The 25,196-nt window shown below is 68.2% G+C and carries 24 protein-coding genes and 1 tRNA gene; 10 read left to right on the forward strand and 15 right to left on the reverse strand.

Translation table 11 applies throughout. From position 1 onward, the window contains the following. Positions 1 to 36 precede the first annotated feature (36 nt). Complete coding sequence (locus tag OHO83_RS23210; protein ID WP_330279756.1) at positions 37 to 1,194, forward strand: acyl-CoA dehydrogenase family protein; 1,158 nt, start codon at positions 37 to 39, stop codon at positions 1,192 to 1,194. A gap of 16 nt (positions 1,195 to 1,210) precedes the next feature. On the opposite strand, the gene OHO83_RS23215 is transcribed toward OHO83_RS23210, so the two are convergent. From OHO83_RS23215 to OHO83_RS23230, 4 genes are all read right to left on the reverse strand, one after another. Continuing rightward, positions 1,211 to 1,540: a rhodanese-like domain-containing protein gene (locus OHO83_RS23215; protein WP_116512043.1), complete on the reverse strand. Its 330-nt coding sequence runs from the start codon at positions 1,538 to 1,540 to the stop codon at positions 1,211 to 1,213. 283 nt (positions 1,541 to 1,823) lie between these two features. Next, a complete protein-coding gene (locus tag OHO83_RS23220) occupies positions 1,824 to 2,690 on the reverse strand; it encodes a hypothetical protein (RefSeq protein WP_330279757.1) in 867 nt (288 codons plus the stop codon). A 281-nt stretch (positions 2,691 to 2,971) separates the two neighbouring features. Further along, entirely contained in the window at positions 2,972 to 4,405 is a 1,434-nt protein-coding gene (locus tag OHO83_RS23225) for a DUF2252 domain-containing protein (RefSeq protein WP_330279758.1), read from the reverse strand. A gap of 335 nt (positions 4,406 to 4,740) precedes the next feature. After that, positions 4,741 to 5,118 (reverse strand): winged helix-turn-helix transcriptional regulator, encoded by a 378-nt coding sequence (locus OHO83_RS23230; RefSeq protein WP_266672400.1) that lies wholly within the window; start codon positions 5,116 to 5,118, stop codon positions 4,741 to 4,743. A gap of 121 nt (positions 5,119 to 5,239) precedes the next feature. Here OHO83_RS23230 and OHO83_RS23235 point away from each other — a divergent pair, with 121 nt between their 5' ends. Further along, positions 5,240 to 5,899 (forward strand): FMN-dependent NADH-azoreductase, encoded by a 660-nt coding sequence (locus OHO83_RS23235; RefSeq protein ID WP_266672398.1) that lies wholly within the window; start codon positions 5,240 to 5,242, stop codon positions 5,897 to 5,899. A gap of 447 nt (positions 5,900 to 6,346) precedes the next feature. On the opposite strand, the gene OHO83_RS23240 is transcribed toward OHO83_RS23235, so the two are convergent. Beyond that, the gene (locus OHO83_RS23240) at positions 6,347 to 6,577 is read right to left on the reverse strand and encodes a hypothetical protein (protein ID WP_330279759.1); all 231 of its coding nucleotides are present in this window, start codon (positions 6,575 to 6,577) and stop codon (positions 6,347 to 6,349) included. Positions 6,578 to 6,584: 7 nt separating this feature from the next. Continuing rightward, on the reverse strand, positions 6,585 to 7,049 hold the full coding sequence (locus tag OHO83_RS23245; RefSeq protein ID WP_330279760.1) for a hypothetical protein: 465 nt from the start codon (positions 7,047 to 7,049) through the stop codon (positions 6,585 to 6,587). A gap of 406 nt (positions 7,050 to 7,455) precedes the next feature. On the opposite strand from OHO83_RS23245, the gene OHO83_RS23250 reads away from it, so the two are divergent. Next, positions 7,456 to 7,683, forward strand: coding sequence for a hypothetical protein (locus OHO83_RS23250; RefSeq protein WP_330279761.1), 228 nt, complete (start codon positions 7,456 to 7,458; stop codon positions 7,681 to 7,683). 1,561 nt (positions 7,684 to 9,244) lie between these two features. Here OHO83_RS23250 and OHO83_RS23255 read toward each other — a convergent pair. Then, positions 9,245 to 9,328, reverse strand: a tRNA-Leu gene (locus OHO83_RS23255). A gap of 512 nt (positions 9,329 to 9,840) precedes the next feature. On the opposite strand from OHO83_RS23255, the gene OHO83_RS23260 reads away from it, so the two are divergent. The 6 genes from OHO83_RS23260 (at position 9,841) to pknB (ending at position 18,041) form a co-directional block, all read left to right on the forward strand. Further along, complete coding sequence (locus OHO83_RS23260; protein ID WP_266672396.1) at positions 9,841 to 10,737, forward strand: FhaA domain-containing protein; 897 nt, start codon at positions 9,841 to 9,843, stop codon at positions 10,735 to 10,737. A gap of 10 nt (positions 10,738 to 10,747) precedes the next feature. Then, complete coding sequence (locus OHO83_RS23265; protein WP_266672394.1) at positions 10,748 to 11,278, forward strand: FHA domain-containing protein FhaB/FipA; 531 nt, start codon at positions 10,748 to 10,750, stop codon at positions 11,276 to 11,278. An 87-nt stretch (positions 11,279 to 11,365) separates the two neighbouring features. Then, entirely contained in the window at positions 11,366 to 12,955 is a 1,590-nt protein-coding gene (locus OHO83_RS23270; protein WP_323186996.1) for a Stp1/IreP family PP2C-type Ser/Thr phosphatase, read from the forward strand. 26 nt (positions 12,956 to 12,981) lie between these two features. Then, on the forward strand, positions 12,982 to 14,421 hold the full coding sequence (locus tag OHO83_RS23275) for an FtsW/RodA/SpoVE family cell cycle protein (protein ID WP_266562246.1): 1,440 nt from the start codon (positions 12,982 to 12,984) through the stop codon (positions 14,419 to 14,421). Continuing rightward, complete coding sequence (locus tag OHO83_RS23280) at positions 14,418 to 15,884, forward strand: peptidoglycan D,D-transpeptidase FtsI family protein (protein WP_330279762.1); 1,467 nt, start codon at positions 14,418 to 14,420, stop codon at positions 15,882 to 15,884. Before OHO83_RS23275 ends, OHO83_RS23280 begins: the two co-directional genes overlap by 4 nt. 171 nt (positions 15,885 to 16,055) lie before the next feature. Beyond that, the gene (pknB, locus tag OHO83_RS23285; protein WP_266672390.1) at positions 16,056 to 18,041 is read left to right on the forward strand and encodes a Stk1 family PASTA domain-containing Ser/Thr kinase; all 1,986 of its coding nucleotides are present in this window, start codon (positions 16,056 to 16,058) and stop codon (positions 18,039 to 18,041) included. Positions 18,042 to 18,255: 214 nt separating this feature from the next. Here pknB and OHO83_RS23290 read toward each other — a convergent pair whose 3' ends face one another. The 6 genes from OHO83_RS23290 to OHO83_RS23315 form a co-directional block, all read right to left on the reverse strand. Then, positions 18,256 to 18,984, reverse strand: a complete 729-nt coding sequence (locus tag OHO83_RS23290) for a class E sortase (protein ID WP_266672388.1) — start codon at positions 18,982 to 18,984, stop codon at positions 18,256 to 18,258. Positions 18,985 to 19,072: 88 nt separating this feature from the next. Then, positions 19,073 to 20,443, reverse strand: a complete 1,371-nt coding sequence (locus OHO83_RS23295) for a class E sortase (RefSeq protein ID WP_330279763.1) — start codon at positions 20,441 to 20,443, stop codon at positions 19,073 to 19,075. Then, a complete protein-coding gene (locus tag OHO83_RS23300; RefSeq protein ID WP_266672384.1) occupies positions 20,440 to 21,090 on the reverse strand; it encodes an aminodeoxychorismate/anthranilate synthase component II in 651 nt (216 codons plus the stop codon). The genes OHO83_RS23295 and OHO83_RS23300 overlap by 4 nt, the downstream gene beginning before the upstream one ends. Then, complete coding sequence (locus OHO83_RS23305) at positions 21,090 to 21,248, reverse strand: hypothetical protein (protein ID WP_127827559.1); 159 nt, start codon at positions 21,246 to 21,248, stop codon at positions 21,090 to 21,092. The genes OHO83_RS23300 and OHO83_RS23305 overlap by 1 nt, the downstream gene beginning before the upstream one ends. Positions 21,249 to 21,279: 31 nt before the next feature. After that, on the reverse strand, positions 21,280 to 22,032 hold the full coding sequence (locus tag OHO83_RS23310) for a class E sortase (protein WP_329434572.1): 753 nt from the start codon (positions 22,030 to 22,032) through the stop codon (positions 21,280 to 21,282). Positions 22,033 to 22,051: 19 nt separating this feature from the next. After that, complete coding sequence (locus OHO83_RS23315) at positions 22,052 to 22,834, reverse strand: DUF881 domain-containing protein (RefSeq protein WP_266672379.1); 783 nt, start codon at positions 22,832 to 22,834, stop codon at positions 22,052 to 22,054. A gap of 141 nt (positions 22,835 to 22,975) precedes the next feature. On the opposite strand from OHO83_RS23315, the gene crgA reads away from it, so the two are divergent. Continuing rightward, positions 22,976 to 23,233, forward strand: a complete 258-nt coding sequence (gene crgA / locus OHO83_RS23320; RefSeq protein WP_116512061.1) for a cell division protein CrgA — start codon at positions 22,976 to 22,978, stop codon at positions 23,231 to 23,233. Between the two features lie 243 nt (positions 23,234 to 23,476). Here crgA and OHO83_RS23325 read toward each other — a convergent pair whose 3' ends face one another. After that, entirely contained in the window at positions 23,477 to 24,370 is an 894-nt protein-coding gene (locus tag OHO83_RS23325; RefSeq protein ID WP_330279764.1) for a rhomboid family intramembrane serine protease, read from the reverse strand. Between the two features lie 126 nt (positions 24,371 to 24,496). After that, positions 24,497 to 25,024, reverse strand: a complete 528-nt coding sequence (locus tag OHO83_RS23330; protein ID WP_266672375.1) for a peptidylprolyl isomerase — start codon at positions 25,022 to 25,024, stop codon at positions 24,497 to 24,499. Between the last annotated feature and the right edge of the window lie 172 nt (positions 25,025 to 25,196).

Consider the following 25,196-nt stretch of genomic DNA (forward strand, 5'->3'; position numbering starts at 1 on the left):
TCGCCACGACGAACCGGTGCACGGAGGGACAGGGCAGTGGACTTCACCTTCACCGAAGAACAGCAGGCGGCCGTCGAGGCGGCCAAGGCCGTGCTCGGCCCGGTCGCGCCCGACAGCGTGCCGAGCCCGGCCCTCACCTCCGGCGCCATCGCCGACGACTTCGACCGGACTCTGTGGTCCAAACTTGCCGACGCCGACCTGCTCAGCCTCCTGCTCGCCCCCGAACACGGCGGCGCGGGCCTGGACACCATCGCGCTCTGCCTGGTCCTCCGGGAATCCGCCAAGGCACTCGCCCGCGTCCCGATCCTGGAGCACACCGCAACCGCCGTCGCCGTACAGACCTACGGCAGCGACGAATTGAAGGAGCAGATTTTCCCCCGGGCAGCCCGCGGCGAACTCGTCCTCACTGCCGCCTCCGCAGGCCGCACCGGCCACGACCCGGCCCAACTCGCCGTCAGCGCACGCCGCGACACCGACAGCGACAGCGACAGCGACAGCGACACCTGGATCCTCGACGGCACCCAGACCGGCGTGCCCTGGGCACACAACGCCGACCACATCGCGGTACCCGCCCACACTCCACAGGGCCGCACCGTCATCGCCGTACTGCCACACCCGCACGAAGGACTCACCCTCGCCGAACAGATCTCCACGACCGGCGAACGCCTCGGCGAACTCCACCTCGACTCCGTGCGCCTCGACGCCCACCAGATCATCGAGACCGACGAGGCCTGGGACCGGCTGCACCAGCTCCTCACCACCGGAACCTGCGCCCTGGCACTGGGCCTGGGCGAACGCGTCCTCCAGATGACCGGCGACTACACGAGCAAGCGCGAACAGTTCGGCTACCCGGTGGCGACATTCCAAGCGGTCGCGGTCCAGGCCGCGGACCGCTACATCGACCTGCGCGCCATGGAGGCCACCCTCTGGCAGGCCGCCTGGCGCATCAGCACCCAGGCAGGCGGAGCGCTCCCCGCGGCAGGCGACATCGCGGTCGCCAAGATCTGGGCATCGGAAGGCGTACGACGCGTCGTCCAGACCGCACAGCATCTGCACGGAGGATTCGGCGCCGACACCGACTACCCGCTCCACCGCTACCACGCCTGGGCCAAGCAGCTGGAACTGTCGCTCGGCCCGGCAGCCGCCCACGAGGAAACACTCGGCGACCTACTGGCAGCCCATCCCCTCGGCTGAGTCCAGGGCCCAGGGGTCAGAGCACGAAGCCCGACTGCCCCTTGTCGTCCACGACAGGTCGCCCGGCGGCTGCCCACACCTGCATGCCACCGTCCACGTTCACCGCGTCGATGCCCTGCTGCACGAGATACATCGTCACCTGCGCGGAACGACCGCCGGAGCGGCAGATCACGTTGACCCGACCGTCCTGGGGAGCCGCCTCGGTCAGCTCGCCGTAACGCGCCACGAACTCACTGATCGGAATGTGCAACGCGCCCTCGGCGTGACCCGCCTGCCACTCATCGTCCTCACGGACATCGAGGAGAAAGTCCCCGTCCACGAGCTCGCCGACCTCAACCGTGGGCACACCAGATCCGAAATGCATACCCCCGACGCTACCCGACCCCATCCGGGGCCCTGACCCGCCAGGCACTAGGACGGTCAACCGCGCGAACGACCATCAGCGACGCCGAGGGAAGAGCGAGGAGCGGCGCTCGCGCTGGAGTCTCGGCTCAGCCCCCGGCCGGCACGGCGCCCAGCGCCCGGCGCCCAGCTGCCCCAGCTCAAGCAGCATGCTCGCCAAAAAGCTCTACCACCAACACCCTGCTCGACCACCGGCTCAGCTACCGGCAGCCTGCTCGACTACCCGCTCAGCTACCGGCAGCCTGCTCGCGCATCAGCCGCTCCAGCTCAGCCTCCCGCTCGGCGACCTGCGCAAGCAGCTGCTCCGCGATCTCCTCGAGCAGCCGGTCGGGGTCGTCCGGCGCCATCCGCAGCATCGCGCCGATCGCGCTCTCCTCCAGCTCCTGAGCGACGGCCGTCAGCATCTCCTTGCGCTGCGCCAGCCACTCGAGCCGTTCGTACAGCTCCTCGCTCGGGCTGGGCTTGCGTGCCTCGGGTACAGGCCCCGCGGCCCACTCGTCGGACAGCTCCTTCAGCAGCGCCTCGTCGCCCCGGCCGTAGGCCGCGTTGACCCGCACGATGAACTCTTCGCGCCGCGCCCGGTCCTTCTCTTCCTGCGCCAGATCCGGGTGCGCCTTGCGGACGAGTTCCCGGTAGAGCTTGCGGGCCTCGTCGCTCGGCCGTACACGCTGGGGCGGCCGAACGGGCTGATCGGTGAGCATGGCGGACGCCTCCGGCGAGAGACCGTCGCCGTCCATCCACTGGTCGAACAGCTCCTCGACCGCGGGCATCGGCATCACGCGCGCCCTGGCCTCGTCCGCCTTACGCCGGTCCTCCGGATCCCCGCTCCGCGCGGCGACCGCCTCGGCGATCTGCGCCTCGAGCTCGTCCAGGCGCGTATACATGGGGCCGAGTTTCTGGTGGTGCAGCCGAGAGAAGTTCTCCACCTCGACCCGGAACGTCTCCACCGCGATCTCGTACTCGATCAGAGCCTGCTCGGCGGCGAGCACAGCCCGCTCAAGCCGCGCCTCGGGCCGCCCCTCAGCAACAGGCTGCCCCTGCGGCTCAGCGGCAGGGGCCTCGGACGGGGTCGACTCGGCTTCCGGGGTCGTCACCCGTCCAGCCTAGGGCACGGCCGGGATGCCCTGCTCGACGCCTGATTTCAGGGGTTCTGGGGGGGGCTCCCCTCCCCCCGCCCCCTCCCACCCCACCCCAGATCAGCTCAACTCAACTCAGCCCTCCACCCCGCACCTCGGGCCCGCCAGCCCAGCTCAACCTGCACCCTCCAGCCCAGCCCAGCCCGACCCGCACCCCCGCGACCAGAGACGGGCGATCCGGCGACCGGCGACCCCAAACCCGAGCCTCCACCGCCTCACCCCCCGCCCCCCGCACCCCCTCAAACCCCCACCTCAGCCTCCACCCGCCCCTCCCGCACAGCCCTGACGAGGGATGCGTGGTCCTGTTCCGTGCGGTCCGCGTAGGCGACCGCGAACTGGGCGACGGCCTCGTCCAGTTCCTCGTTCTTGCCGCAGTAGCCGGCGATCAGTCGGGGGTCGGCGCTGTGGGCGTGGGCGCGGGCGAGGAGCGCGCCCGTCATGCGGCCGTAGTCGTCCATCTGGTCGGCGGCGAGAGCCGAGGGGTCGACACTTCCCTTGCGGTTTCTGAACTGCCTTACCTGGAAGGGTCGTCCGGCCACGGTCGTCCAGCCGAGCAGGATGTCGCTGACGACCTGCATCCGCTTCTGTCCGAGGACCACGCGCCGCCCCTCATGGACGGGCGCCGGTGTCTCGAAGCCGACTGCGGGCAGGTGGGGCAGCAGCGCGGAGGGGCGGGCTTCCTTCACCTGGAGCACGAGTGCCTCTCCCCGGTGGTCGAGGAGCAGCACGACGTACGACCTCGTGCCCACGCTCCCGGTGCCGACGACGCGGAAGGCGACGTCCTGGATCGCGTAGCGGCCGAGCAAGGGGAGGCGGTCTTCGGAGAGCGTCTGCAGGTAGTCGCCGAGGGATGCCGCGACCTCGGACGCCTCCCCGTCGGGTACGCGGCGCAGCACGGGTGGTGCGTCGACGAAGCGTCGGGTGCCGTCCTCGGCCAGTTCGGTGGATCTGGCGGCGAATCTGCCGCTGGTGTTGTTGCGGGCCTTCTCGGATACGCGTTCCAGCGTGCCGACGAGGTCGTGGGCGTCGGTGTGGGAGACGAGTTCCTCGTCGGCGATGGCGTTCCACGCGTCGAGGGCGGGCAGTCTGGCCAGCAGGCGCATCGTGCGGCGGTACGCGCCCACCGCGTAGTGCGCGGCTTCCCGGCAGGTGTCCTCGTCGGCTCCGGCTTCGCGGCCCGCGAGGACGAGCGAGGTGGCGAGTCGCTTCACGTCCCATTCCCAGGGGCCGTGCACGGTTTCGTCGAAGTCGTTGAGGTCGATGACGAGGCCGCCGCGGGCGTCGGCGTAGAGGCCGAAGTTCGCCGCGTGAGCGTCTCCGCAGATCTGGGTGCCGATGCCGGTGACGGGGGTCTGCGCGAGGTCGTGGGCCATGAGGCCGGCGGATCCGCGCAGAAACGCGAACGGGGTCGCCGCCATCCTGCCGACGCGTATGGGTGTGAGCTCCTCGATCCGGCCGAGGTTGGACTCCTCGACCGCGGCGACGGCGTCGGGGCGGGCGGGGTGCAGGGTGAGGGCCGCGTGGGCGGAGCGCGGTACGCGGTCGCGCAGGGCTTTGCCCTCCTGCTTGGGTGATCCGGAGGAGGGTCGCGTCGCGAACCCCTCGACGGCCCGCAGCCGTCGGGCTGCCGGTTCCTCACGCTGTGCCGGCACCGCCGTGTCGAGCTCGGTCACACGGACCGCCTCCCCCGTCTCTGAACATCAACTGGCGACGACCGTACCGCCGTCGGCCGGAAGCCGTCAGAGCCTGTGGATAACCCCGCGATTGTGGAAACCCGAGCGCGAAACCGGAGTGCGGAAAACAGGAGCACCGAGCCCGAACGCGGAACCGCACGCCCGAACCTGCGGGCCGAGCCCGACTGCCGAACCCGAGCCCTCGCCCCCCCCCGCCACGGCGGCGCGGCACGCGGACGGCACCAAAACGTACGGGCGGCGCCAGAACGTACGAGCGGCGTCGGGGAGGGACGGGCCCCCTCGCACAGCCCCCTACCCCTCAGGCGGATACGCCTCTACCCCTCAGGCAGATACGCCTCGGCCCAGAGCCCGAGTTCCTTCAGTGCCGGTTCGAGGGCGGCGCCTGCTTCTGTCAGGCGGTAGGCGACGCGGAGCGGGGGTCCTTCGTCGACCTCGCGTACGACGAGGCCGGCGGCGCCGAGTTCGGTGAGGCGGTCCGAGAGCATGCGCTCGCTGATGCCGGGGATGGCTCGGCGCAGGTCGGCGAAGTGGACGGGGTGCTGGAGGAGGACGGAGACGACGAGTCCCGTCCAGCGCTTGCCGAGCAGTCCGAAGACGCGCGTGATGCCGCTGTCGACCCGCTTGCACGCTTCGGGGCTGTGGGTCCCCGCCTCGCATGCGACGTCGCTCTCGTGTTCCCCGTTGCCCGCCATTCCTTCAGGGTACTGCCCTCTCGTAGGGGACTAAATAAAAGTAAGTTACTGTTCATACGGTAGCTCCGAACGGAACTGCACCTACCTACGCGGCTGACCGCCCGCACCTTGGAGACCCCCAATGCCCACGCTTCTGCACGTCGACTCGTCCGTCTGGCCCGGCTCGGCCTCCGCTTCCCGCACCGTCGCCGACGCCTTCCGCAAGACCTGGGAGGAGCAGCACCCCGACGGCACCGTGATCTACCGCGATCTGGCCGTGAATCCGGTCCCGCACCTGGACGCGGTCGGCGCCTCCGCCGGTTTCGCCGATCCCGCCACCCACAGCCCCGAGCAGGCCGCGGCCTTCGCCGAGCGTCTGAGGCTCATCGAGGAACTGGAGCAGGCGGACGCGGTGCTGATCGGCGCCCCTATGTACAACTTCTCGATCCCGTCGACCCTGAAGGCCTGGCTGGACCAGGTGATCCTCATGGGTCGCACCGCCGGCGAGACGCCGTCCGCGAAGGGGACTCCGGTCACGGTCGTCGCCAGCCGTGGCGGCTCGTACGCGCCGGGCACCCCGCGCGAGCCCTTCGAGTACGTGCAGAACTACCTGCGTGACCTTCTCGGCACGATGCTGGGCCTGGACGTGGACTTCATCGTTCCCGAGCTGACGCTGGCGCACTCGACTCCGGCGATGAGCGAGCTCATCCCGCTCGCCGAGGCGTCTCGCACCAAGGCCCTGGAGGACGCGGACGCCCGGGCCAAGGAGCTCGCCGCACGCTTCTCCGCCGACGCCGCCTGACGCTCCGCGCCGTCACCGACGCGCACGAAAGCACCGCGGTCCGAGGGTCCCCCCCGTCCCGTACGACGCCGGGGGACCCTTCACCGATCATTGTGATTGTCCTCACGGCCGAACTCGCCGGAGCCGAGACGGACCGGTGCTCAGGGCCCGCACCCGCCCGAGCCAGGACCTGCGCCGCCGCGCCCGCACAGGACCGCTCGCGTCCGGAAAACGCAGAAGCCCCGCAGATCTGAGATCTGCGGGGCTTCTGACTTGTGGGGCACCAACGAAAGGCAAAGATCAGGCCCCATGAGTCCGACGCATAGATCGTTTCCCGGACTGTTGGCACAGATTTCCCACGGCGCAGGCAGGGGCGTCAAGGCCTTGAGCGTCCAGCACCCACAGTCCGCGCTCCGCGCCCAATAGCAGCAGGGGTCCCGCTGCCAGCCCTCGTCGCTACGCCCGAACTCACTTGCTGTCTCTGCCCCTCTTCCCCACCCACGCCAGGCAGACCCATCGGGTGAGTGCTCCTACCAGAACGGCAGCGACGATCGCCCCCCAATCGATGACGTGTGGAAGCCTCGGGAAGAAGGCGAAGAAGACGAGTGTCACGACGAGACCCGCCACGAACGCGGCGATCCCAGCGGGCCGTCGCCGCGCCTCCCATCCCTGGTCCCGCCCCTGCTGTCGATCAATCATGAACGGCTCACTTCGTGATGTGGTGACACTGGCTCACTCGGCGCACCCCGTTGACGTAGAGATGCGCACACGCCTTTCCATAACGAGGCAGCGTCTGGGGAGAGTTGTTCCGCATGGGATCGATCTTGCACTCGGGGTGCGTTCGCCCCCGGGAGGTCCTGTACGTCCTGTTGTTGGTGTTCGCGTACGTGAAGTCGATGCGCCAGTTGCAGAAACCAGTGCCGAGCGCGGCGACAAAAGCACAGTCGACGCCGGCGTTCTGATAGGTGATCTTCTTCCCGCCGCCTCGGATGATGTGTGTGAACGCGCATCCGGTCGGAACTTTCATCGTCATGCCGCCAACGCTGTACTCGAAGGTTCGGACAGGAGTCGATCCGACAGCGCCGGCCTGCGCCGCCGAGGAACTCGTCAGCGCGAGAGCGCAAGCGGCGGCAACGGCCATGAAGAGCCGGGATCGATAATGCACGACCATGAACAATCACCTTTCGTCGGAGAGTCTCTCCGATCGAAAAGAACTCCTACGCCGCGATCATGTTTCTGGTTGATGGGATGGTTCACCGACTTGAGTGATCAATGGATGGTGCGCTGACCAGCTGATTCGTTTCTTCGATCCGCGTACCAAACTGCCTGCCAATCAATCCAGGTACGTGCTTCTTGAGCGGTCACTGGGTGCGTTTGGCCTCGGCGGAGCAGATCATGCGGCGTCGGGGTGCTGTTTGGGCATGAAGAGAAAGACCCCAGCACCAACGCGCCCCTTCCCATCACCGTGATCGTTGCTGCGGCGGCCGTCGACACTCTGCACACGGCCTCTCCGGCGTACTTCCCCGCCCTGAAGGCATCCCCGCCGACGAAGCAGCCGCGCTCTTGCGGGGCGACTGATGGACGGCAGCGCCGTCAGCGGCTTCTCCACAGACCGGCACGAGCGACTGCTGGCAATGCGCGCGGAGTGCGGGCTGCTCCCGGACCCGGACATCGCGGCCGCCAGCGACGAAGTCGACAACAGCGGCCTGATGCCACTGCTTCGGGGGTTCGTGCACCTGGGCCGCGGGCGCCCGCCCAGGCTCCTTCTGCTCGCCCTGCTCTTCGGCCTCCATCGGTGCACCTAGATCAACACCCGAAGAATCATTCTGGAGAGACACCGACATCCTCTTCTTCGGGATCAGCGCCCAGTCCCGAGAACACCTCTGAGTGCCCGACTACCCCGACAACGATCAAGGTTTCGAAGCGGGTTCGCCGTCGTCCACCGCCTCTTCCCGCGCCGGGCGATGGTCCCCTCACCCCTGCCGGCCAACAAAAGCCTGTCCCGCGAAGAGGCAGATCGCCTCATTACTGCGGCCGATCCAAATGTTCTGGCCGCGCGCGAACACCGGCTCGCTTTGTTCACCGAGTTCGCCCTCGACGCATCCGTATGTCCCCTCAGGGACTTGCTCGCTGAGTTGTCTGACAGCTCCCTGGCCGTTGATGCCATTACTGTCCACACTTCTGCCCGCGGCCGCGAACCCCGTGGCTCCGAACTCTCGACCGACTCGGACGCAGGCTGGTACGTCCGCGAGGGAGATCATCGCGACCCCGACACGGCCTCCGCCGCGGACGTCATCCGTCCTCCCCAGAAGGCAGGGTCGGGGCAGCCCACGGCAAGGGAGTCGAGGAAGCCCTCCCTGAAGAAAAGGGCCAAGTACCTCCTCGGGTACGACGCGGCCTTCGCGGTCACCCGCGACGCCCCCTATGACGATGTGCTCGTGGACGACAACACGACCAGCTCGGTAAGCAGCGGAGACTCAGGGCGCGATCTTGGTGGAGGGGACCTGGTACTGCCCCTCCATGCCGCAACCGCTGATCGACGCGACCCGGGACCTGTACGCAGGCCGCATCGACCGCGAGACCTGGATCCGGCTCATCGAGGCCCGCACAGCTCACCACCTGGTGTCCAAGGAGCACGAGAACAGCGAGGGGCCATCAGCGTGTGATGTGTCCCGCAGAAGCCGGCAAGGTCCAGTGCCCCATCAAGAGCCGGTCCATGGGCAGAGGCATCCAGCTGCCGCTCGTCGACCCGGAGGCCGAGCCCCGCGGGGCCGCTCAAGGTCTGCCGCCAGCGCAGCATCACCCTGGCCCCCGCCGACGGATCCAAGCACTGGCAGGCCCTCGAGTATGGGGGCGAGCAATGGCAGAAGGTCTACTTCCGGCTGCGCAACAGCGTCGAGGGATACAACGGTTACGCAAAAAGCCCTCTCGCCGAAGCCATCGAGGCCGCTGGTGGGCGACGGATCCGCGGCATCGCCGCTCAGACCGTGCTGCTCGTCTTCCAACTGGCTCATGCCAACCAACGGAAGATCAAAAACTGGGGCGAGACCCTGGCGCTGAGCGGACAGCGCAGGCGCAGGTGCACCCACCACCGCCGGACGACCAAGCCGCTCGGAGCCTGGACCCCGACAGGCCATCTATCACCGACACCGTAGGCATCCGGCGCTCATCCGAAGGACCTGCCGGACAACATCAGAGCCCTCGCCCCGACCGACAGGTCACAGGCGAGGGCTCTGATGTGTTCAATGCCACTCTTGCAAGTTGGTGCTGGCTACCGAGCCGCAGCGAGCGGCCCGATCAACGAGAAACGGGCCCCCACCAGGACTTTCGTCACCGGTGAAGACCCGTTTCGTCGGTTCTTCCTTGTGCGCGAGGGGGGAGTTGAACCCCCACGCCCTTTCGGGCACTGGAACCTGAATCCAGCGCGTCTGCCTATTCCGCCACCCGCGCATTGGGTGTGCCTTCCAGTCCCTCGCCCTTTCGGGGTGAGCGCCTTCCGACATCCAGAAGATTAGCACGCTGCAGAGGGTGGATTCACATCCGTTTTCGCGGGCACCTGCTGGGCAGACCCACCCCCGCTGACCTCGCATCCGATGCGGTCCGCCGGCAGTCCGGAGCACTCCGCCGACAGTCCACCGGTGCTCCGCCGGTGCTCCGCCGGCCGTCCGAAGCCTCTGAAGGGGATCCACGCCACGTCCCAGCGCCCCCGCTCCGCAACCCGACCGCCGACCCCGTCAGCACCTTCGATCCCACCGCCAACCCCAAGCCCCGCAACCCCACCTTCCCCGTCCCCTCCCGGCTCCCCCTCCACGTGCGGGACACTGTCCAGGTACCCCCTCTACGATCCAGCTGTGAGGGTCGACACTCATCGACCGGGCTGACAGGGGGAACCAGCCGATTTCCCGGCGCGTGGATACGATCAGTAAGCAGTACCAGGACGAAAACGAAGGAGGAGGTGCCCCATGGGAGTCCTGAAGAAGTTCGAGCAGCGTCTCGAGGGTCTGGTCAACGGCACCTTCGCCAAGGTGTTCAAGTCCGAGGTCCAGCCCGTCGAGATCGCCGGCGCCCTCCAGCGCGAGTGCGACAACAACGCGACGATCTGGAACCGCGAGCGGACCGTCGTCCCCAACGACTTCATCGTGGAGCTGAGCGCGCCGGACTTCGAGCGTCTCAGCCCCTACTCGGGGCAGCTCGGCGACGAGCTGTCCGGCATGGTGCGCGACTACGCGAAGCAGCAGCGCTACACCTTCATGGGACCGATCAAGGTCCACCTGGAGAAGGCGGACGACCTGGACACGGGTCTGTACCGGGTACGCAGCCGCACGCTCGCGTCGAGCTCCAGCCAGCAGCAGTCCCAGCCCTCCCAGCAGCCGCCGCAGCCCGGCCGGGGCCCCGCTTCGGCGCCCCCGGCGGCGGGCGGAGGCTACGGCTATCCGCCGGCGGCGAACGCTGGCGGCGGGTACGGCTATCCGCCGGCGAGCGCGCCGCCGATGCCCGCGGGGCCGCCTCCGGGCCGTCCCGGGCAGGCACCGGCGGGAGCCCGGCCGCGTAACCAGGCAGGACCGCTGCCCGGCGCTCAGGTGCGTCACTGGATCGAGATCAATGGCACACGCCATCAGATCTCGCGCCCCACGCTGGTCCTCGGCCGCAGCACCGAAGCCGATGTGCGGATCGACGACCCCGGCGTCTCTCGCCGGCACTGTGAGATTCGGACCGGAACGCCCTCGACGATCCAGGATCTCGGGTCCACCAACGGCATCGTGGTGGACGGGCAGCACACCACCCGCGCTACGCTCCGCGACGGCTCGCGGATCGTCGTGGGCAGTACCACCATCATTTACCGGCAAGCCGAAGGGTGAAGCGGGGGCAATGTCAGAGCTGACCCTGACGGTCATGCGGTTGGGTTTCCTGGCCGTTCTGTGGCTGTTCGTGATCGTGGCCGTCCAGGTCATCCGCAGCGACCTGTTCGGTACGCGCGTCACCCAGCGCGGGTCGCGTCGTGACAGCGGGCGCCAGCAGCAGGCGGCGGCCCGCCAGTCCGCGCCGCCGCAGCAGCGCGCCCAGCAGCAGAACAGCGGCGGGGGTGGCGGGCGGCAGCGCCGCGGCGCCCCCACAAAACTCGTCGTCTCCGAGGGCACCCTCACGGGCACCACGGTGGCGCTGCAGGGCCAGACCATCACGCTGGGCCGTGCGCACGATTCGACGATCGTCCTCGACGACGACTACGCGTCGAGCAAGCATGCCAGGATCTACCCGGACCGGGACGGACAGTGGATCGTGGAGGACCTCGGGTCCACCAACGGCACCTATCTCGACCGGGCCCGGCTGACCACCCCGCAACCGATTCCGCTGGGCGCGCCGATCCGCATCGGCAAGACCGTCATCGAGCTGCGGAAGTAGTACGACAATGAGCGAGCGGAGCGAGCGAGCCGACGCGGTCACCCAAGACCTCAGCGCGCTCCCGACCGGAGGGTGGGCACCGTGCGGATGTACCCGGAGCCGACGGGCGAGGTGCGCATGAGTCTGTCGTTGCGCTTCGCCGCCGGATCGCACAAAGGCATGATCCGCGAGGGGAACGAGGACTCGGGCTACGCCGGTCCGCGTCTCCTCGCGATCGCCGACGGCATGGGGGGTCAGGCCGCCGGTGAGGTCGCCTCGTCGGAGGTGATCTCGACGATCGTCGCGCTCGACGACGACGTTCCCGGCTCCGACATCCTCACGTCGCTCGGCACGGCCGTGCAGCGGGCCAACGACCAGCTGCGGATGATGGTCGAGGAGGATCCCCAGCTGGAAGGCATGGGGACGACCCTGACCGCTCTGCTGTGGACGGGTCAGCGCCTCGGTCTCGTGCACGTCGGCGACTCGCGCGCGTATCTGCTGCGCGACGGTGTGCTGACGCAGATCACACAGGACCACACCTGGGTGCAGCGCCTCGTCGACGAGGGCCGCATCACGGAAGAGGAAGCCACCACCCACCCGCAGAGGTCCCTCCTCATGCGCGCGCTGGGCAGTGGCGATCACGTCGAGCCCGACCTCTCCATCCGCGAAGTGCGGGCCGGCGACCGGTACCTGATCTGCTCCGACGGCCTGTCCGGCGTGGTCTCCCACCAGACGATGGAGGAGACCCTCGCCAGCTACCAGGGCCCGCAGGAGACCGTGCAGGACCTGATCCAGCTGGCGCTGCGCGGCGGTGGCCCGGACAACATCACGGTGATCGTGGCGGACGTCCTGGACATCGACAGCGGTGACACGCTCGCCGGTCAGCTGTCCGACGCTCCGGTCATCGTGGGCGCGGTCGCCGAGAACCAGCAGCATCAGCTGCACGACGGCGGCGCGATGCAGACCCCCGCGGGCCGTGCGTCGGAGCTCGGCCGCGGGTCGGGCAGGCAGGTTCCCGGGCAGGGCGGCGGTGGCGAGTTCGGCCCGCCCGGCAGCGGCGACCCGGCCGGTTACGCTCCAGAGGGAAGCTTCGGCTCGTACGGGGACGACGACTTCGTCAAGCCGCGGCGCGGCCGCAAGTGGCTCAAGAGATCCTTCTTCATCGTCCTGGCGCTGGCCGTCGTGGGCGGTGGCCTGTACGGCGGCTACCGCTGGACGCAGACGCAGTACTACGTCGGTTCGAACGAGTCGCATGTCGCGCTGTACCGCGGCATCAGCCAGGACCTGGCGTGGGTGAATCTGTCGAAGGTCGAGACGGACCACCCCGAGATCGAACTCAAGTACCTGCCGCCGTACCAGCGCAAGCAGGTCGAGGCGACGATCACCGAGGGCAGCTTCGGTGACGCCAAGGACAAGATCGGCGAGCTGTCGGTGCAGGCCTCGGCCTGCAAGAAGGACGCCGAGCGCCGCCAGGCGGAGAACGATCAGAACGCGAAGACCGGCGAGGGCGAGGCGGGTGGCACCACAGGCGCCACCAAGACGTCTTTCACCACGTCACGCGCCTCGGCGAAGACAGCGCCGAGTCCGACACCCACGCCGTCCGGAACGGCCAAGTCCAAGACCGCACCGACGCCCACACCTGGCCCCAGCCTCTCGGAGGATGAGCAGAAGCTGGTCCCGCTGTGCGGTAAGCAGTAAGCAGCCGTTGGGGGCCTTTGCACGCCATGAGCAGTAGCACTACACACACGTCGACCATCGGCGCGATCGGTGCGCCGAGCCGGCGCAACACCGAGCTCGCGCTCCTCGCGTTCGCCGTCGTCATCCCCGTTTTCGCGTACGCGAACGTGGGTCTGGCGATCGACGGCTCGCTGCCCGCCGGGCTCCTGGGCTACGGCCTGGGCCTCGGCCTGCTCGCGGGCGTCGCGCACATCGTCGTACGCCGGTTCGCTCCGTACGCCGATCCGCTGCTCCTGCCGATCGCGACCCTGCTCAACGGCATGGGTCTGGTCATCATCTGGCGCCTGGACCAGTCGGAGCGCCTGCAGCAGCTCGCCAAGTCGCAGTACGGGTCGTTCAGCCCGGACGCGCCGAACCAGCTGATGTACTCCGCGATCGGCATCGCCCTGTTCGTGGGCGTGCTCATGCTGCTCAAGGACCACCGCATCCTGCAGCGCTACACCTACATCTCGATGGTGGGCGCGCTGATCCTGCTGCTGCTGCCGCTCGTGCCGGGTCTCGGCATGAACGTGTTCGGCGCGAAGATCTGGATCAGCATCGGCGGGTTCTCCATCCAGCCCGGTGAGTTCGCGAAGATCGTCATCGCAGTGTTCTTCGCGGGCTACCTAATGGTGAAGCGGGACGCGCTGGCGCTGGCCAGCCGCCGTTTCATGGGCCTGTACCTGCCGCGTGGCCGTGACCTCGGACCGATCATCGTCGTCTGGGTGATGTCGATCCTGATCCTGGTCTTCGAGACGGACCTCGGTACGTCGCTGCTGTTCTTCGGCATGTTCGTCGTGATGCTGTACGTCGCCACGGAGCGCACCAGCTGGATCGTGTTCGGTCTGCTGATGTCGGCGGTCGGCGCGGTCGGTGTCGCCTCGTTCGAGCCGCACGTGCAGAGCCGTGTCCAGGCGTGGCTCGACCCGATGCACGAGTACATGCTGAGCAGGCAGGGCGTCGCCGGTCACTCCGAGCAGGCGATGCAGGCCCTGTGGGCGTTCGGCTCCGGTGGCGTGCTCGGCACGGGCCTCGGCCAGGGCCACTCCGACCTGATCAAGTTCGCCGCGAACTCCGACTTCGTCCTCGCCACGTTCGGCGAGGAGCTCGGCCTCGCGGGCATCATGGCGATCCTGCTGATGTACGGGCTGATCGCCGAGCGCGGTCTGCGTACGGCGCTCGCGGCCCGTGACCCGTTCGGCAAGCTGCTCGCGGCCGGTCTGTCCGGCGCGTTCGCGATCCAGGTGTTCGTCGTCGCCGGCGGTGTCATGGGTCTCATCCCGCTGACCGGTATGACCATGCCGTTCCTCGCGTACGGCGGTTCCTCCGTGATCGCGAACTGGGCGCTGATCGGCATCCTGATCCGTATCAGCGATACCGCGCGCCGCCCGGCGCCGGCCCCCGCCCCCAGCCCCGACGCCGAGATGACCCAGGTGGTCCGACCGTGAACAAACCCCTGCGCCGGATCGCGATCTTCTGCGGGCTCCTCGTCCTCGCCCTGCTGATCCGCGACAACTGGCTCCAGTACGCCCAGGCCGACAAGCTGCAGTCCGACAAGCAGAACCCGCGCGTCGCCATCGAGCGGTACGCGCAGCCGCGCGGCGACATCATCGTCGACGGCAAGTCGATCACGGGTTCCGTGGCGACGGACGGTACCGACCTCAAGTACAAGCGGACCTGGAAGGACGGGCCCATGTGGGCGCCCGTCACCGGGTACGCCTCGCAGCTGGTCGGCGCGAGCCAGATCGAGTCCATCGAGGACGGCATCCTCACCGGCAACGACGACCGGCTGTTCTTCCGCCGCACCATGGACATGATCACCGGTAAGAAGAAGGAGGGTGGCAACGTCGTCACCACCCTCAACGCCGCCGCGCAGAAGGCCGCGTACGACGGTCTGAAGAACCGGGGCAAGGGTGCCGCCGTCGCGATCGACCCGAAGACCGGTGCGATCCTCGCGATGGCGTCGACGCCGTCGTACGACCCGTCGTCGTTCGCCGGGATCCTGCAGAAGGACGGCGACACGTTCGGCAAGCTCGACAAGAACAAGGACAAGCCGCTCACGAACCGCGCCCTGCGCGAGACGTACCCGCCGGGTTCCACGTTCAAGATCGTGACAGCGGCGGCCGCGCTGGAGCACAACCTCTACACGAACCCCGACGAGGACACGAAGACGCCGCTGCCGTGGACGATGCCCGGCACGACGACCGAGCTGAAGAACGAGGGGAACATCCCCTGCAAGAACGCGACGCTGCGGGTGGCCCTGCGCTACTCCTGCAACACCGTGTTCGGCAAGATCGGCGCCGACCTCGGCAACGACAAGATGCTGGAGACCGCGGAGAAGTTCGGCTTCAACAAGGAGCAGTTCACGCCGGTCCGTTCGAACGCGTCCGTGTTCTCCAACGACATGAACACGTCGCAGACGGCGCTCTCCTCGATCGGCCAGTACAACACCGCCGCGACGCCCCTGCAGATGGCGATGGTGGCCTCCGCCGTCGCCAATGACGGCAAGCTCATGGAGCCGTACATGGTCAGCGACCTCCAGGCGCCGAGCCTCGACACCATCGAGCAGCACACGCCGAAGGAGATGAGCCGGCCGCTGTCGCAGAAGAACGCCCAGATCCTTCAGTCGATGATGGAGACGGTCGTCAGCGAGGGCACCGGCACGAACGCGCAGATCCCCGGCTACACCGTCGGCGGAAAGACGGGTACCGCCCAGCACGGCCTCAACAACAGTGAGAAGCCTTACGCCTGGTTCCTCTCTTATGCGAAGGCCAAGGACGGCAGCTCGCCGGTCGCCGTGGCCGTGGTCGTCGAGGACGGCAGCGCCAACCGTGACGACATCTCCGGTGGCGGTCTGGCCGCGCCGATCGCCAAGAGCGTGATGGAAGCGGTACTCAACAGCAAGAAGTGAGCCCGGTCACGTGTTCTTCACATCGGTGCACGTTGCGATACCGGTCCTGTATCGGGTGACGGTCTCGGGCAGGTCAGGCACGACAGGCCGGGTACGGTATGCCCGGACAGCACACCGCCCGACCCCGCACGGGTGACGGTCGGGACCGACGGAGAGGGCTGGTAGGTAACCATGGAAGAGCCGCGTCGCCTCGGCGGCCGGTACGAGCTGGGCCAGGTGCTCGGCCGTGGTGGCATGGCGGAGGTCTATCTCGCCCATGACACCCGGCTCGGTCGCACCGTGGCGGTGAAGACGCTTCGCGCCGATCTCGCGCGCGACCCGTCGTTCCAGGCCCGGTTCCGCCGGGAGGCCCAGTCGGCCGCCTCGCTCAACCATCCCGCGATCGTCGCCGTGTACGACACCGGTGAGGACTACATCGACGGGACCTCCATCCCGTACATCGTGATGGAGTACGTCGACGGATCCACGCTGCGTGAGCTGCTGCACTCCGGGCGCAAGCTGCTGCCCGAGCGTGCCATGGAGATGACGATCGGCATCCTCCAGGCACTCGAGTACTCGCACCGCGCGGGCATCGTCCACCGTGACATCAAGCCGGCCAACGTCATGCTGACGCGGACCGGCCAGGTCAAGGTGATGGACTTCGGCATCGCCCGCGCCATGGGCGACTCCGGCATGACGATGACGCAGACGTCGGCCGTGATCGGCACCGCCCAGTACCTCTCCCCGGAGCAGGCCAAGGGCGAGCAGGTCGACGCGCGGTCCGACCTTTATTCGACGGGCTGTCTCCTCTACGAGCTGCTGACCGTGCGGCCGCCCTTCGTGGGCGACTCCCCGGTAGCGGTCGCGTACCAGCATGTGCGCGAGGAGCCGCAGCCGCCGAGCGTCTTCGACTCCGAGATCACGCCCGAGATGGACGCGATCGTCCTCAAGGCCCTCACCAAGGACCCGGACTACCGCTACCAGTCCGCGGACGAGATGCGCGCCGACATCGAGGCGTGCCTCGACGGGCAGCCGGTCGGGGCGACCGCGGCGATGGGCGCCGTCGGCTACGGCGGCCACCCGGACGACCAGCAGACCGCGATGCTGCACCCGCAGAACGGCGGCGGTCAGACGTCGATGCTGCCGCCGGTCAATCCGGACGACGGCGGCTACGGCTACGACGACCGCCCCGACCGGCGCCGCCAGAGCCAGAGCAAGAGCCGTACGTCGACGATCCTGCTCGTCCTCGCGGGCATCCTCGTCCTGGTCGGCGCGATCCTGATCGGCAAGTGGTTCACCGACGGGAGCGGAAACAACGCTCCGTTCGCGGCACCCAAGTTCGTCGGCAAGACGGTCCCCGATGCCAGGCTCGCCGCCGACAACACGCACCTCAAGCTGGACGCCACGAAGAAGGAGCCCTGCGACAAGTTCCCCAAGGGCCAGATCTGCTCGCAGAGCCCGGTCGCGGGGACCGACGTCAAGAAGGGCGACACCATCACGGTGACGGTGTCGACCGGTGCGCCGAAGGTCGCGGTGCCCGACGTCAGGGGCCTGGACTTCACCGAGGCCGAGTCGCAGCTCAACGACAAGGGCTTCGAGGTGGTGAAGGAGACCAAGGAGTCGAGCCAGACTCCCGACGTCGTCATCAGCCAGGACCCGTCGGGCGGCACCGAGAAGCAGAAGGGGAGCACCATCACCCTGACTGTCGCCAAGGAGAAGAAGCTCTCCACCGTGCCGGACGTCTCCAACAAGACGTGCGACGAGGCGAAGGCGCAGCTGGCCGACAACAACCTCAAGGGCACCTGCACCGAGGAGGAGAACGCAGCCGAGGCCGGCAAGGTCTTCTCGCAGAGCCCCGTGGCGGGCGGCACGGCAGAGCCGGGCTCCACGGTCTACCTGAAGGTTGCCAAGGCCGCCGAGCAGATCACGGTGCCCGGTGACATCGCCGGCAAGAAGCTGAAGGAAGTACAGAAGCAGCTGACGGACCTCGGTCTCGTCCCGGCTCTGGCGCCCGGCTCGTCCAACGACCCGAACGCCACGGTCGTGACCAGCCAGCCCGGCCCCAACTCGCCGGTGAACAAGGGCGACACGATCACCCTGCTCACCACCCCGCCCGGCCAGAACGGCGGCGGGGACAACGGCGGCGGCGGGATCTTCGGAGGCGCCACCGGCGACTAGGCGCCCGCCCGTCATGAAAGAACCCCGGCATCGCAGACGCGGTGCCGGGGTTCTTTCGTGCGCGCTCTTCGGGTGGTGACTCGGAGGTTCTACGTGCGCGCTCTTCGGGTGGTGACTCGGGGGTGCTCACGTGCGGTGCGGAGGTTCCCACGTACGGGTGGCTCAGGTGCGAGGGAGCTCATGTGCGGGTCCCTCACCTGTGCCGGTGGCGCCGTCAGCGCAGCTCCGGCGGCGGAGTCCGCTCGCTGTCGACCTTGTCGATCCGCTCCAGCTCGCCCCACACCACATAGCGGTACGTGGACGTGTAGACGGGCGTGCACGTCGTCAGCGTGATGTACCGGCCGGACTTCTTCACGCCCGACGCCTTGGGGACCGGGGCGAGGACCTTCACGTCGTACTTCGACGTCTGAGGAAGGATGTCGTACACCTTGTAGACGTACCACTTGTCCTTCGACTCGAAGACGATCGGGTCGCCCTTCTTGATCTTGTCGATGTTGTGGAACTTCGCCCCGTGCCCGTCCCGGTGCGCGGCGAGCGTGAAGTTGCCCTTGGCGGCCGTCGGCAGTGCGGACTTGACCGGGTCGGTGTAATAGCCGGCGACACCGTCGTTGAGGATCTTCGACGAGGTGCCCTTCTCGACGAGCACCTCGCCGTTCTTCATCGACGGCACGTGCAGGAAGCCGATGCCGTTCTTGGTGTCGAGCGCGCCGGGGCCGAGGTCGGCCCACTGGTCGCGCACCTTGTCGCCCTGCTTGTGCGCGGCGCGGTCCGCGACCACATTCGTCCACCACAACGAGTAGGCGACGAACAGGCCGAGGACCAGGCCCGCCGTGATGAGGAGTTCACCGAAGAGACTGACGGCGCCGGCGATGCGGCCACGGCCGCGTCGTGGCGCGGGCGGCGCCTCGCCGGCCCGCTCGTCGTGGTCGGTCGTCGCTGCCACTGCTTGTGCCCCGTCCCTGTCCCTGAACCTGTGCCTGTGCCTGTGCTGTGCCTGGTTACCTGCTGATTGCCGCTTGCCGCGTGCCCCGCTACTGCACGAGCGCGTCCGGCTTCCCCTTGCTGCGCGGCCGTTCCTCGACCATCTTGCCCCAGACGATCATTCGATACGTGCTGGTGAATTCCGGCGTGCACGTGGTCAGCGTGATGTACCGGCCCGGAGCCGTGAACCCGGATCCCTGCGGGACCGGATTGAGGACGGTGGTGTTGCTCGGCGGGGTCTGCGGAAGGATGCTCGTCATCTTGTACACGTAGTACGTGTCCTGCGTCTCGACGACGATCGGATCGCCCGGCTGAAGGCGGTTGATGTAGCGGAACGGCTCTCCGTGCGTGTTGCGGTGCCCCGCGACCGCGAAGTTGCCAGTCTTGGCATCCGGCATCGCCGTCTCGATGCTGTCCTTGCCGTAGTGGCCGACCATGCCGCGGTCCAGGACCTTCGTCTTGCTGATGCCCTCGGCGATCGGCACGACGACGTCCAGCTTCGGGATGTGCATGATCGCGAAGCCCTGACCGGGCGCGAACTTGTCCGGCTCCCGCTTGCCGTTCGCCCAGTCGTCCTGAAGGTGGTGCGCCGCGCTGCCCGCCTGCTGGTGAGCCCGGATGTTCGACCACCACAGCTGGTAGGTGACGAAGAGCAGCATCAGCACGCCGATGGTGATGAACGTTTCGCCTATCGCCCGGCTGGCGACCTCGCCGGTGCTGGGCTTGCTCGCCCTCGCGGCCCTGCGCGCCTCCAGGCGGCTGCGCGGTGGGGAGGCGGGCTCCGAGGTCGGCGCGGCCGCCGCCGAGCGCCTGCCGCCGTGCTTGGCGGCCTTCCTGCGCGCGGCCCGGCCACCGGTCACCACGGGCCCGGCGGAGCGCCCGGGCGTGCCGGAGTCGGACTCGGAGGCGGTGTCGGTGTCTACGTCTTTATGCGCGTCTACGTCTGTATACGCGTCTGCGTCTGAGCCGGGTTCGACTGTTCGCCGGGTGTCCGCGGTGCGCAGGGCTACCGTCTCGTCGTCCGGGACGGGCCGCGGCGGTCTCGCCTCGTACTCGCGGGCGGGCGGCACATACACGGGCTGCGGCGCCTGCTGGACGTGCGGCTGCGGTGTCTGCGGGGCCTGTTGTTCGCCGCCGTACCAGTCCTGCGCGTAACCCCGCGGGTCGTACCACTCCTGCTCCGGCTGGGGCGACGGCTGGGCCTGGAGCGGCTGTTGAGCGTGCGGCTGGGGCTGAGGATACGGCTGAGGCTGCTCCTCGGACGCGTCCGGGGCGCGGAACCAGGGCGAGGGGTGCTGCCCGGGCAGTGGATCGTTCAGCGGGTCGTCGAGACTCTGAACGGCCGCCTCGAACGCACCGGCAGCCTCGTACGGTTCCTGCTCGTACGAGGCTCCCTCGCGCTCGGGGCGCAGGGCGGTCACGCCGAGGCCCTGCCCACGACCGGGGCGAGCCCGGCCGATCGTGCCACTGCGGTCTTGTCGCCGCAGGCGGCCAGCCAGTTGGCCAGCATCAGGTGGCCGTGTTCCGTGAGGACGGACTCGGGGTGGAACTGCACGCCCTCGACGGGCAGTTCACGGTGGCGCAGGCCCATGATGATGCCGTCCTCGGTGCGCGCGGTGACCTCGAGCTCGTCGGGGACCGTGTCCGGTTCGGCGGCGAGGGAGTGGTAGCGGGTCGCCGTGAACGGGTTCGGCAGTCCCGCGAAGACGCCCATGCCCTCGTGCCGCACGAGGGACGTCTTGCCGTGCAGCAGCTCGGGGGCACGGTCCACGACGCCGCCGTAGGCGACCTGCATGGACTGCATGCCGAGGCAGACGCCGAAGACGGGCACCCCGGTCGCCGCGCAGTGGCGCACCATCTCGACGCAGACACCGGCCTGTTCGGGGGTCCCCGGGCCCGGGGACAGCAGTACGCCGTCGAAGCCGTCCTGCGCGTGCCGCGTCTCGACCTCGTCGTTGCGCAGCACTTCGCACTCTGCGCCCAGCTGGTACAGGTACTGGACGAGGTTGAAGACGAAGCTGTCGTAGTTGTCGACCACGAGAATGCGGGTGCGGCTGCGCTCGTCCACTAGTTGTTCACCGTCACATCATTGAAGGGCAGCAGGGGCTCGGCCCACGGGAAGACGTACTGGAAGAGTACGTAGACCACCACGAGGACGAGCAGTAGCGAGATCAGTGCTCTGATCCACGTGTTTCCCGGCAGATGCCGCCAGATCCAGCCGTACATGCCGTCCCTTCCGTCGCCGTACGGCAACAGACTAACGGCGCAGGGCCTCCGGTTTCCCGGCCTCCGCGGGCTGGGTGGCATCAAGGTGCGCCCAGACGATCAGCCGGTGGCTGTGACCCCACTCGGGCTCGCACGTCGTCAGCGTCAGATAGCGCCCCGGCTCCTTGTATCCGGACTTGCGCGGCACCGGGTCGATGACGGCGACATCGCTGGGCAGCGTCTTGTAGGGCTTGGTGTCGATGCGGTACGTGAACCAGGTGGTGCCGTCGGTGAGGACGACCGCGTCACCGGGGCGCAGCTTCGGGAAGTCCTTGAACGGGTCGCCGTAGGTGCGGCGGTGTCCGGCGACGGAGAAGTTCCCCTTCTGCCCGAGCTGCGCCGTGCCCGCGTAGTGGCCGAGGCCCTTCTTGAGGATGTCCACGCCCGTTCCCTGGAGCACCGGTTTGTTCCACGTGAAACCGAGCCGGGGGATGTACATGACGGCGAACGGCTTGCCGTCCTTATAGGGGGCCGGGGTCTGAGGCTGGCCCTGCTCCTGGTCCTGAGCGGGGCTCTGGTTGTCGCTCTGACCCTGGCTCTGGCTCGGCGACGGGCTCGGGCGGGGCTGTTCGACCGCCACCGATCCCTTGGACCACTGGTTCTGCAGGGTGTCGATCTGGTGGTCCATGGCGCTGTCGGCCTTCACGCCGGTCCAGAACAGCACGTAGACGACGAACAGAACGATCAGGGCGCCGACCGTGATGCACAGTTCGCTGAACGTCCTGACGACCACTCGGACCGACACATGCTCCCCCAGGCGGCGGCTACTCCACGGGCTTCGCGTAGTGGAGATCCACTGTGCCCGAGTAACCGGGAAGAGTCACCGCCCCGTCGTCCTCGACTTTCCAGCCGAGCCCGTAGGCATTGACGTAGAGCATGTAGTTCTGGATCTGGGGCGAGGCGGCGAGAGCCTGCTTCAGCTTCTCCGGGTCCCCGACCGCGGTGATCTTGTACGGGGGCGAGTAGACGCGGCCCTGGAGGATCAGGGTGTTGCCGACGCAGCGCACGGCACTGGTGGCGATGAGCCGCTGGTCCATGACCTTGATACCTTGCGCGCCGCCGTTCCACAGGGCGTTCACGACGGCCTGGAGGTCCTGCTGGTGGATGACCAGGTCGTTCGGCTGGGGTTCGGGGTAGCCGGGGAGCTTGGCGGTGGCGTTCGGCGGGGCGTCCGCGAGCGTGACCGAGACGGCCTGCCCGCGCAGTTTCTTGGTACCGGACGCCTTCTCCAGGGCGGACAGCTTGGCGTCCTCGGCCTTGGTGCCGGCGCCGCCGTGCTCGGTGAGGGCGTCGACGTCGTCACGGATCGCGCCGTTGGACTCCTCGAGCTGTCCGTTCTTGTGGCTGCGCTCCTGGATGAGATCGGAGAGCTTCAGCAGCGAGGCGTCCGTGCGGATGTTGGTGCCCTTGGCGGTGTTGAAGCTGGTGAAGAAGATCAGCCCGGCCAGCGCGAACACGGCCAACGTCAGAATCCGCACAGGTCGCAGGCGCGCACGGGGACGGCCCCCGCCCGGGGGCTCACCCTGGGAGTCGGCAGAATTGCTCAACGTACCCTTATCTCCTTCAGCGCCGCGGAAGCACTACGCTAACGGACGCCCGGGGGAGCGCCCAGATTCCCCTTGTACGCTGCCCGGAGCCAGCCCACGTTCCCTGCGCGGCCACGCAGCGCATCGACAGGAGAGACCCTCGTGCCGAAGTCACGTATCCGCAAGAAGGCGGACTACACGCCGCCGCCGGCGTCGAAGCAGGCGGCGAATATCAAGCTGACCAACCGAGGCTGGGTAGCCCCGGTGATGCTCGCGATGTTCCTGATCGGGCTCGCGTGGATCGTCGTCTTCTACGTGACCAACGGCACCCTGCCGCTGGACGCGCTCGGCAACTGGAACATCGTGGTGGGCTTCGGCTTCATCGCCGCCGGGTTCGGCGTTTCCACGCAGTGGAAGTAGCTCTACCCCTAGCTATCCACTGAGTTATCCACAGCTGTTTCCACAGTGGGGAAAAGGTCGGAAGATCTGTGGATAACCCACTGGGTGTTGACGCCGGTGTGACTGACGCATCGCAGCTCGCCCACATGTTCGCCCCTTGTCCTGGCTGGGGAAACCCAGGTCAGCGACGAGGGGCACACCTGTTCCCCACCGAGTGCACAGGATCCGGCACCGTCTGTGGACAACGTGGGCCGCAGACCGAGCTCAAGTGAGCTGGGACGTCCTCACAAGCACAGTGACGACCACCACGGCGAGGACGAGCGCACAGGTCCCGTACTGGACCAGCGAGCGGCGCTCCCTGGGGGCGTGGACCATCGCGTACCCGACGACCACACCGGCGACGAGACCGCCGACGTGGGCCTGCCAGGCGATGTTTCCCCAGGTGAACGTGAAGAGCAGGTTCAGCGCGAGCAGGCCGATGACCGGGCGCATGTCGTAGTTGAGGCGCCGTACCAGCACCGCGGTCGCGCCCAAGAGTCCGAAGACGGCCCCGGACGCACCGAGGGACTGCTCGCTCGGCCCCGCGATCGCGTAGGTGAGCGCACTGCCGGCCAGCCCCGAGACCATGTACAGCGCGATGTAGCGGGCCCTGCCGAGCGCCGCCTCCAGCGGGCCGCCGAGCCACCACAGACCCAGCATGTTGAACGCGATGTGCCACACCTCCTGGTGCGTGAACATCGACGTCACCAGGCGATACCACTCGCCGCCGGCCACGCCCTGGTTCGGGACGTAGGGCGCGGGAGGCCACGCCCCGATCAGAACGAAGTCGGAGAGCAGCCGGTCCCACACATGGACCGCGATGAACACCGCCACGTTGATCCCGATCAGAATCTTCGTGACCAGGCGCGGGTCGGCCGCGATCGTGCCGCCCGTGATCGTCCTCGGCCGGCTGGCCGCCGGACCATGCCCCGTACCGGATCCGCCCCGCACACAGTCCGGGCACTGGAAGCCCACCGAGGCGCTGACCATGCAGTCCGGGCAGATGGGCTTGTCACAGCGGGCGCAGCGGATCCCGGTCTCGCGGTCGGGGTGCCGGTAGCAGCGGGGCGGACCCTGCGCGTCCTGAGGGCCCTGCGGACTGCCCGGCACCTGATCCATCGGAAATCCCCTCGTACGAAACGCGCGCGATCAACACATGGCCCCGCCCATCCTTACGGATGAGCGGGGCGGATTGGTTCCCGTCGGCCGGACGCGTCGGCCCGGTTCGCGTGAGCCCGGTTCGCGTCAGCGGGTCTCGACGACGACCGACTCGATGACCACGTCGTTGACCGGACGGTCCGTGCGCGGGTTGGTCTGCGCGGTCGCGATGGTGTCCACGACCTTCTGGCTTGCCTCGTCGACGACCTCGCCGAAAATCGTGTGCTTACGGGTCAGCCAGGCCGTCGGCGACACCGTGATGAAGAACTGGGAACCGTTGGTGCCCGGGCCTGCGTTCGCCATGGCCAGCAGGTACGGCTTGTCGAAGGCCAGGTCGGGGTGGAACTCGTCCCCGAACTGGTAGCCCGGGCCGCCGGTGCCGTTCCCCAGCGGGTCACCGCCCTGGATCATGAAACCGCTGATCACCCGGTGGAAGACCGTGCCGTCGTAGAGCTTGTCCGTGGACTTCTCGCCCGTCTCCGGGTTGGTCCACTCCCGCTCGCCCCGAGCGAGCTCGACGAAGTTCTTGACCGTCTTGGGCGCGTGGTTCGGCAGCAGCCGGATCTCGATGTCGCCTTGGTTGGTCTTCAGGGTGGCGTAGAGCTGCTCAGCCACGATCTGCCTTCCGTTGCCTTCTGTGACGATCCGATCCTCGCACGCCCCCGCAGACCCGTCGCCCGGCGGCAGCCGCAGAATTTCCGGCCGCGTCGCCACCGAGGAGGCGCGTCGTACGGCGATCCGTGGCATTGTCGTGCGCAAGCCCCCCTTGCACTGTATTGATCAGTTA

It is taken from the genome of Streptomyces sp. NBC_00569, from assembly GCF_036345255.1.
Classification (GTDB): domain Bacteria; phylum Actinomycetota; class Actinomycetes; order Streptomycetales; family Streptomycetaceae; genus Streptomyces.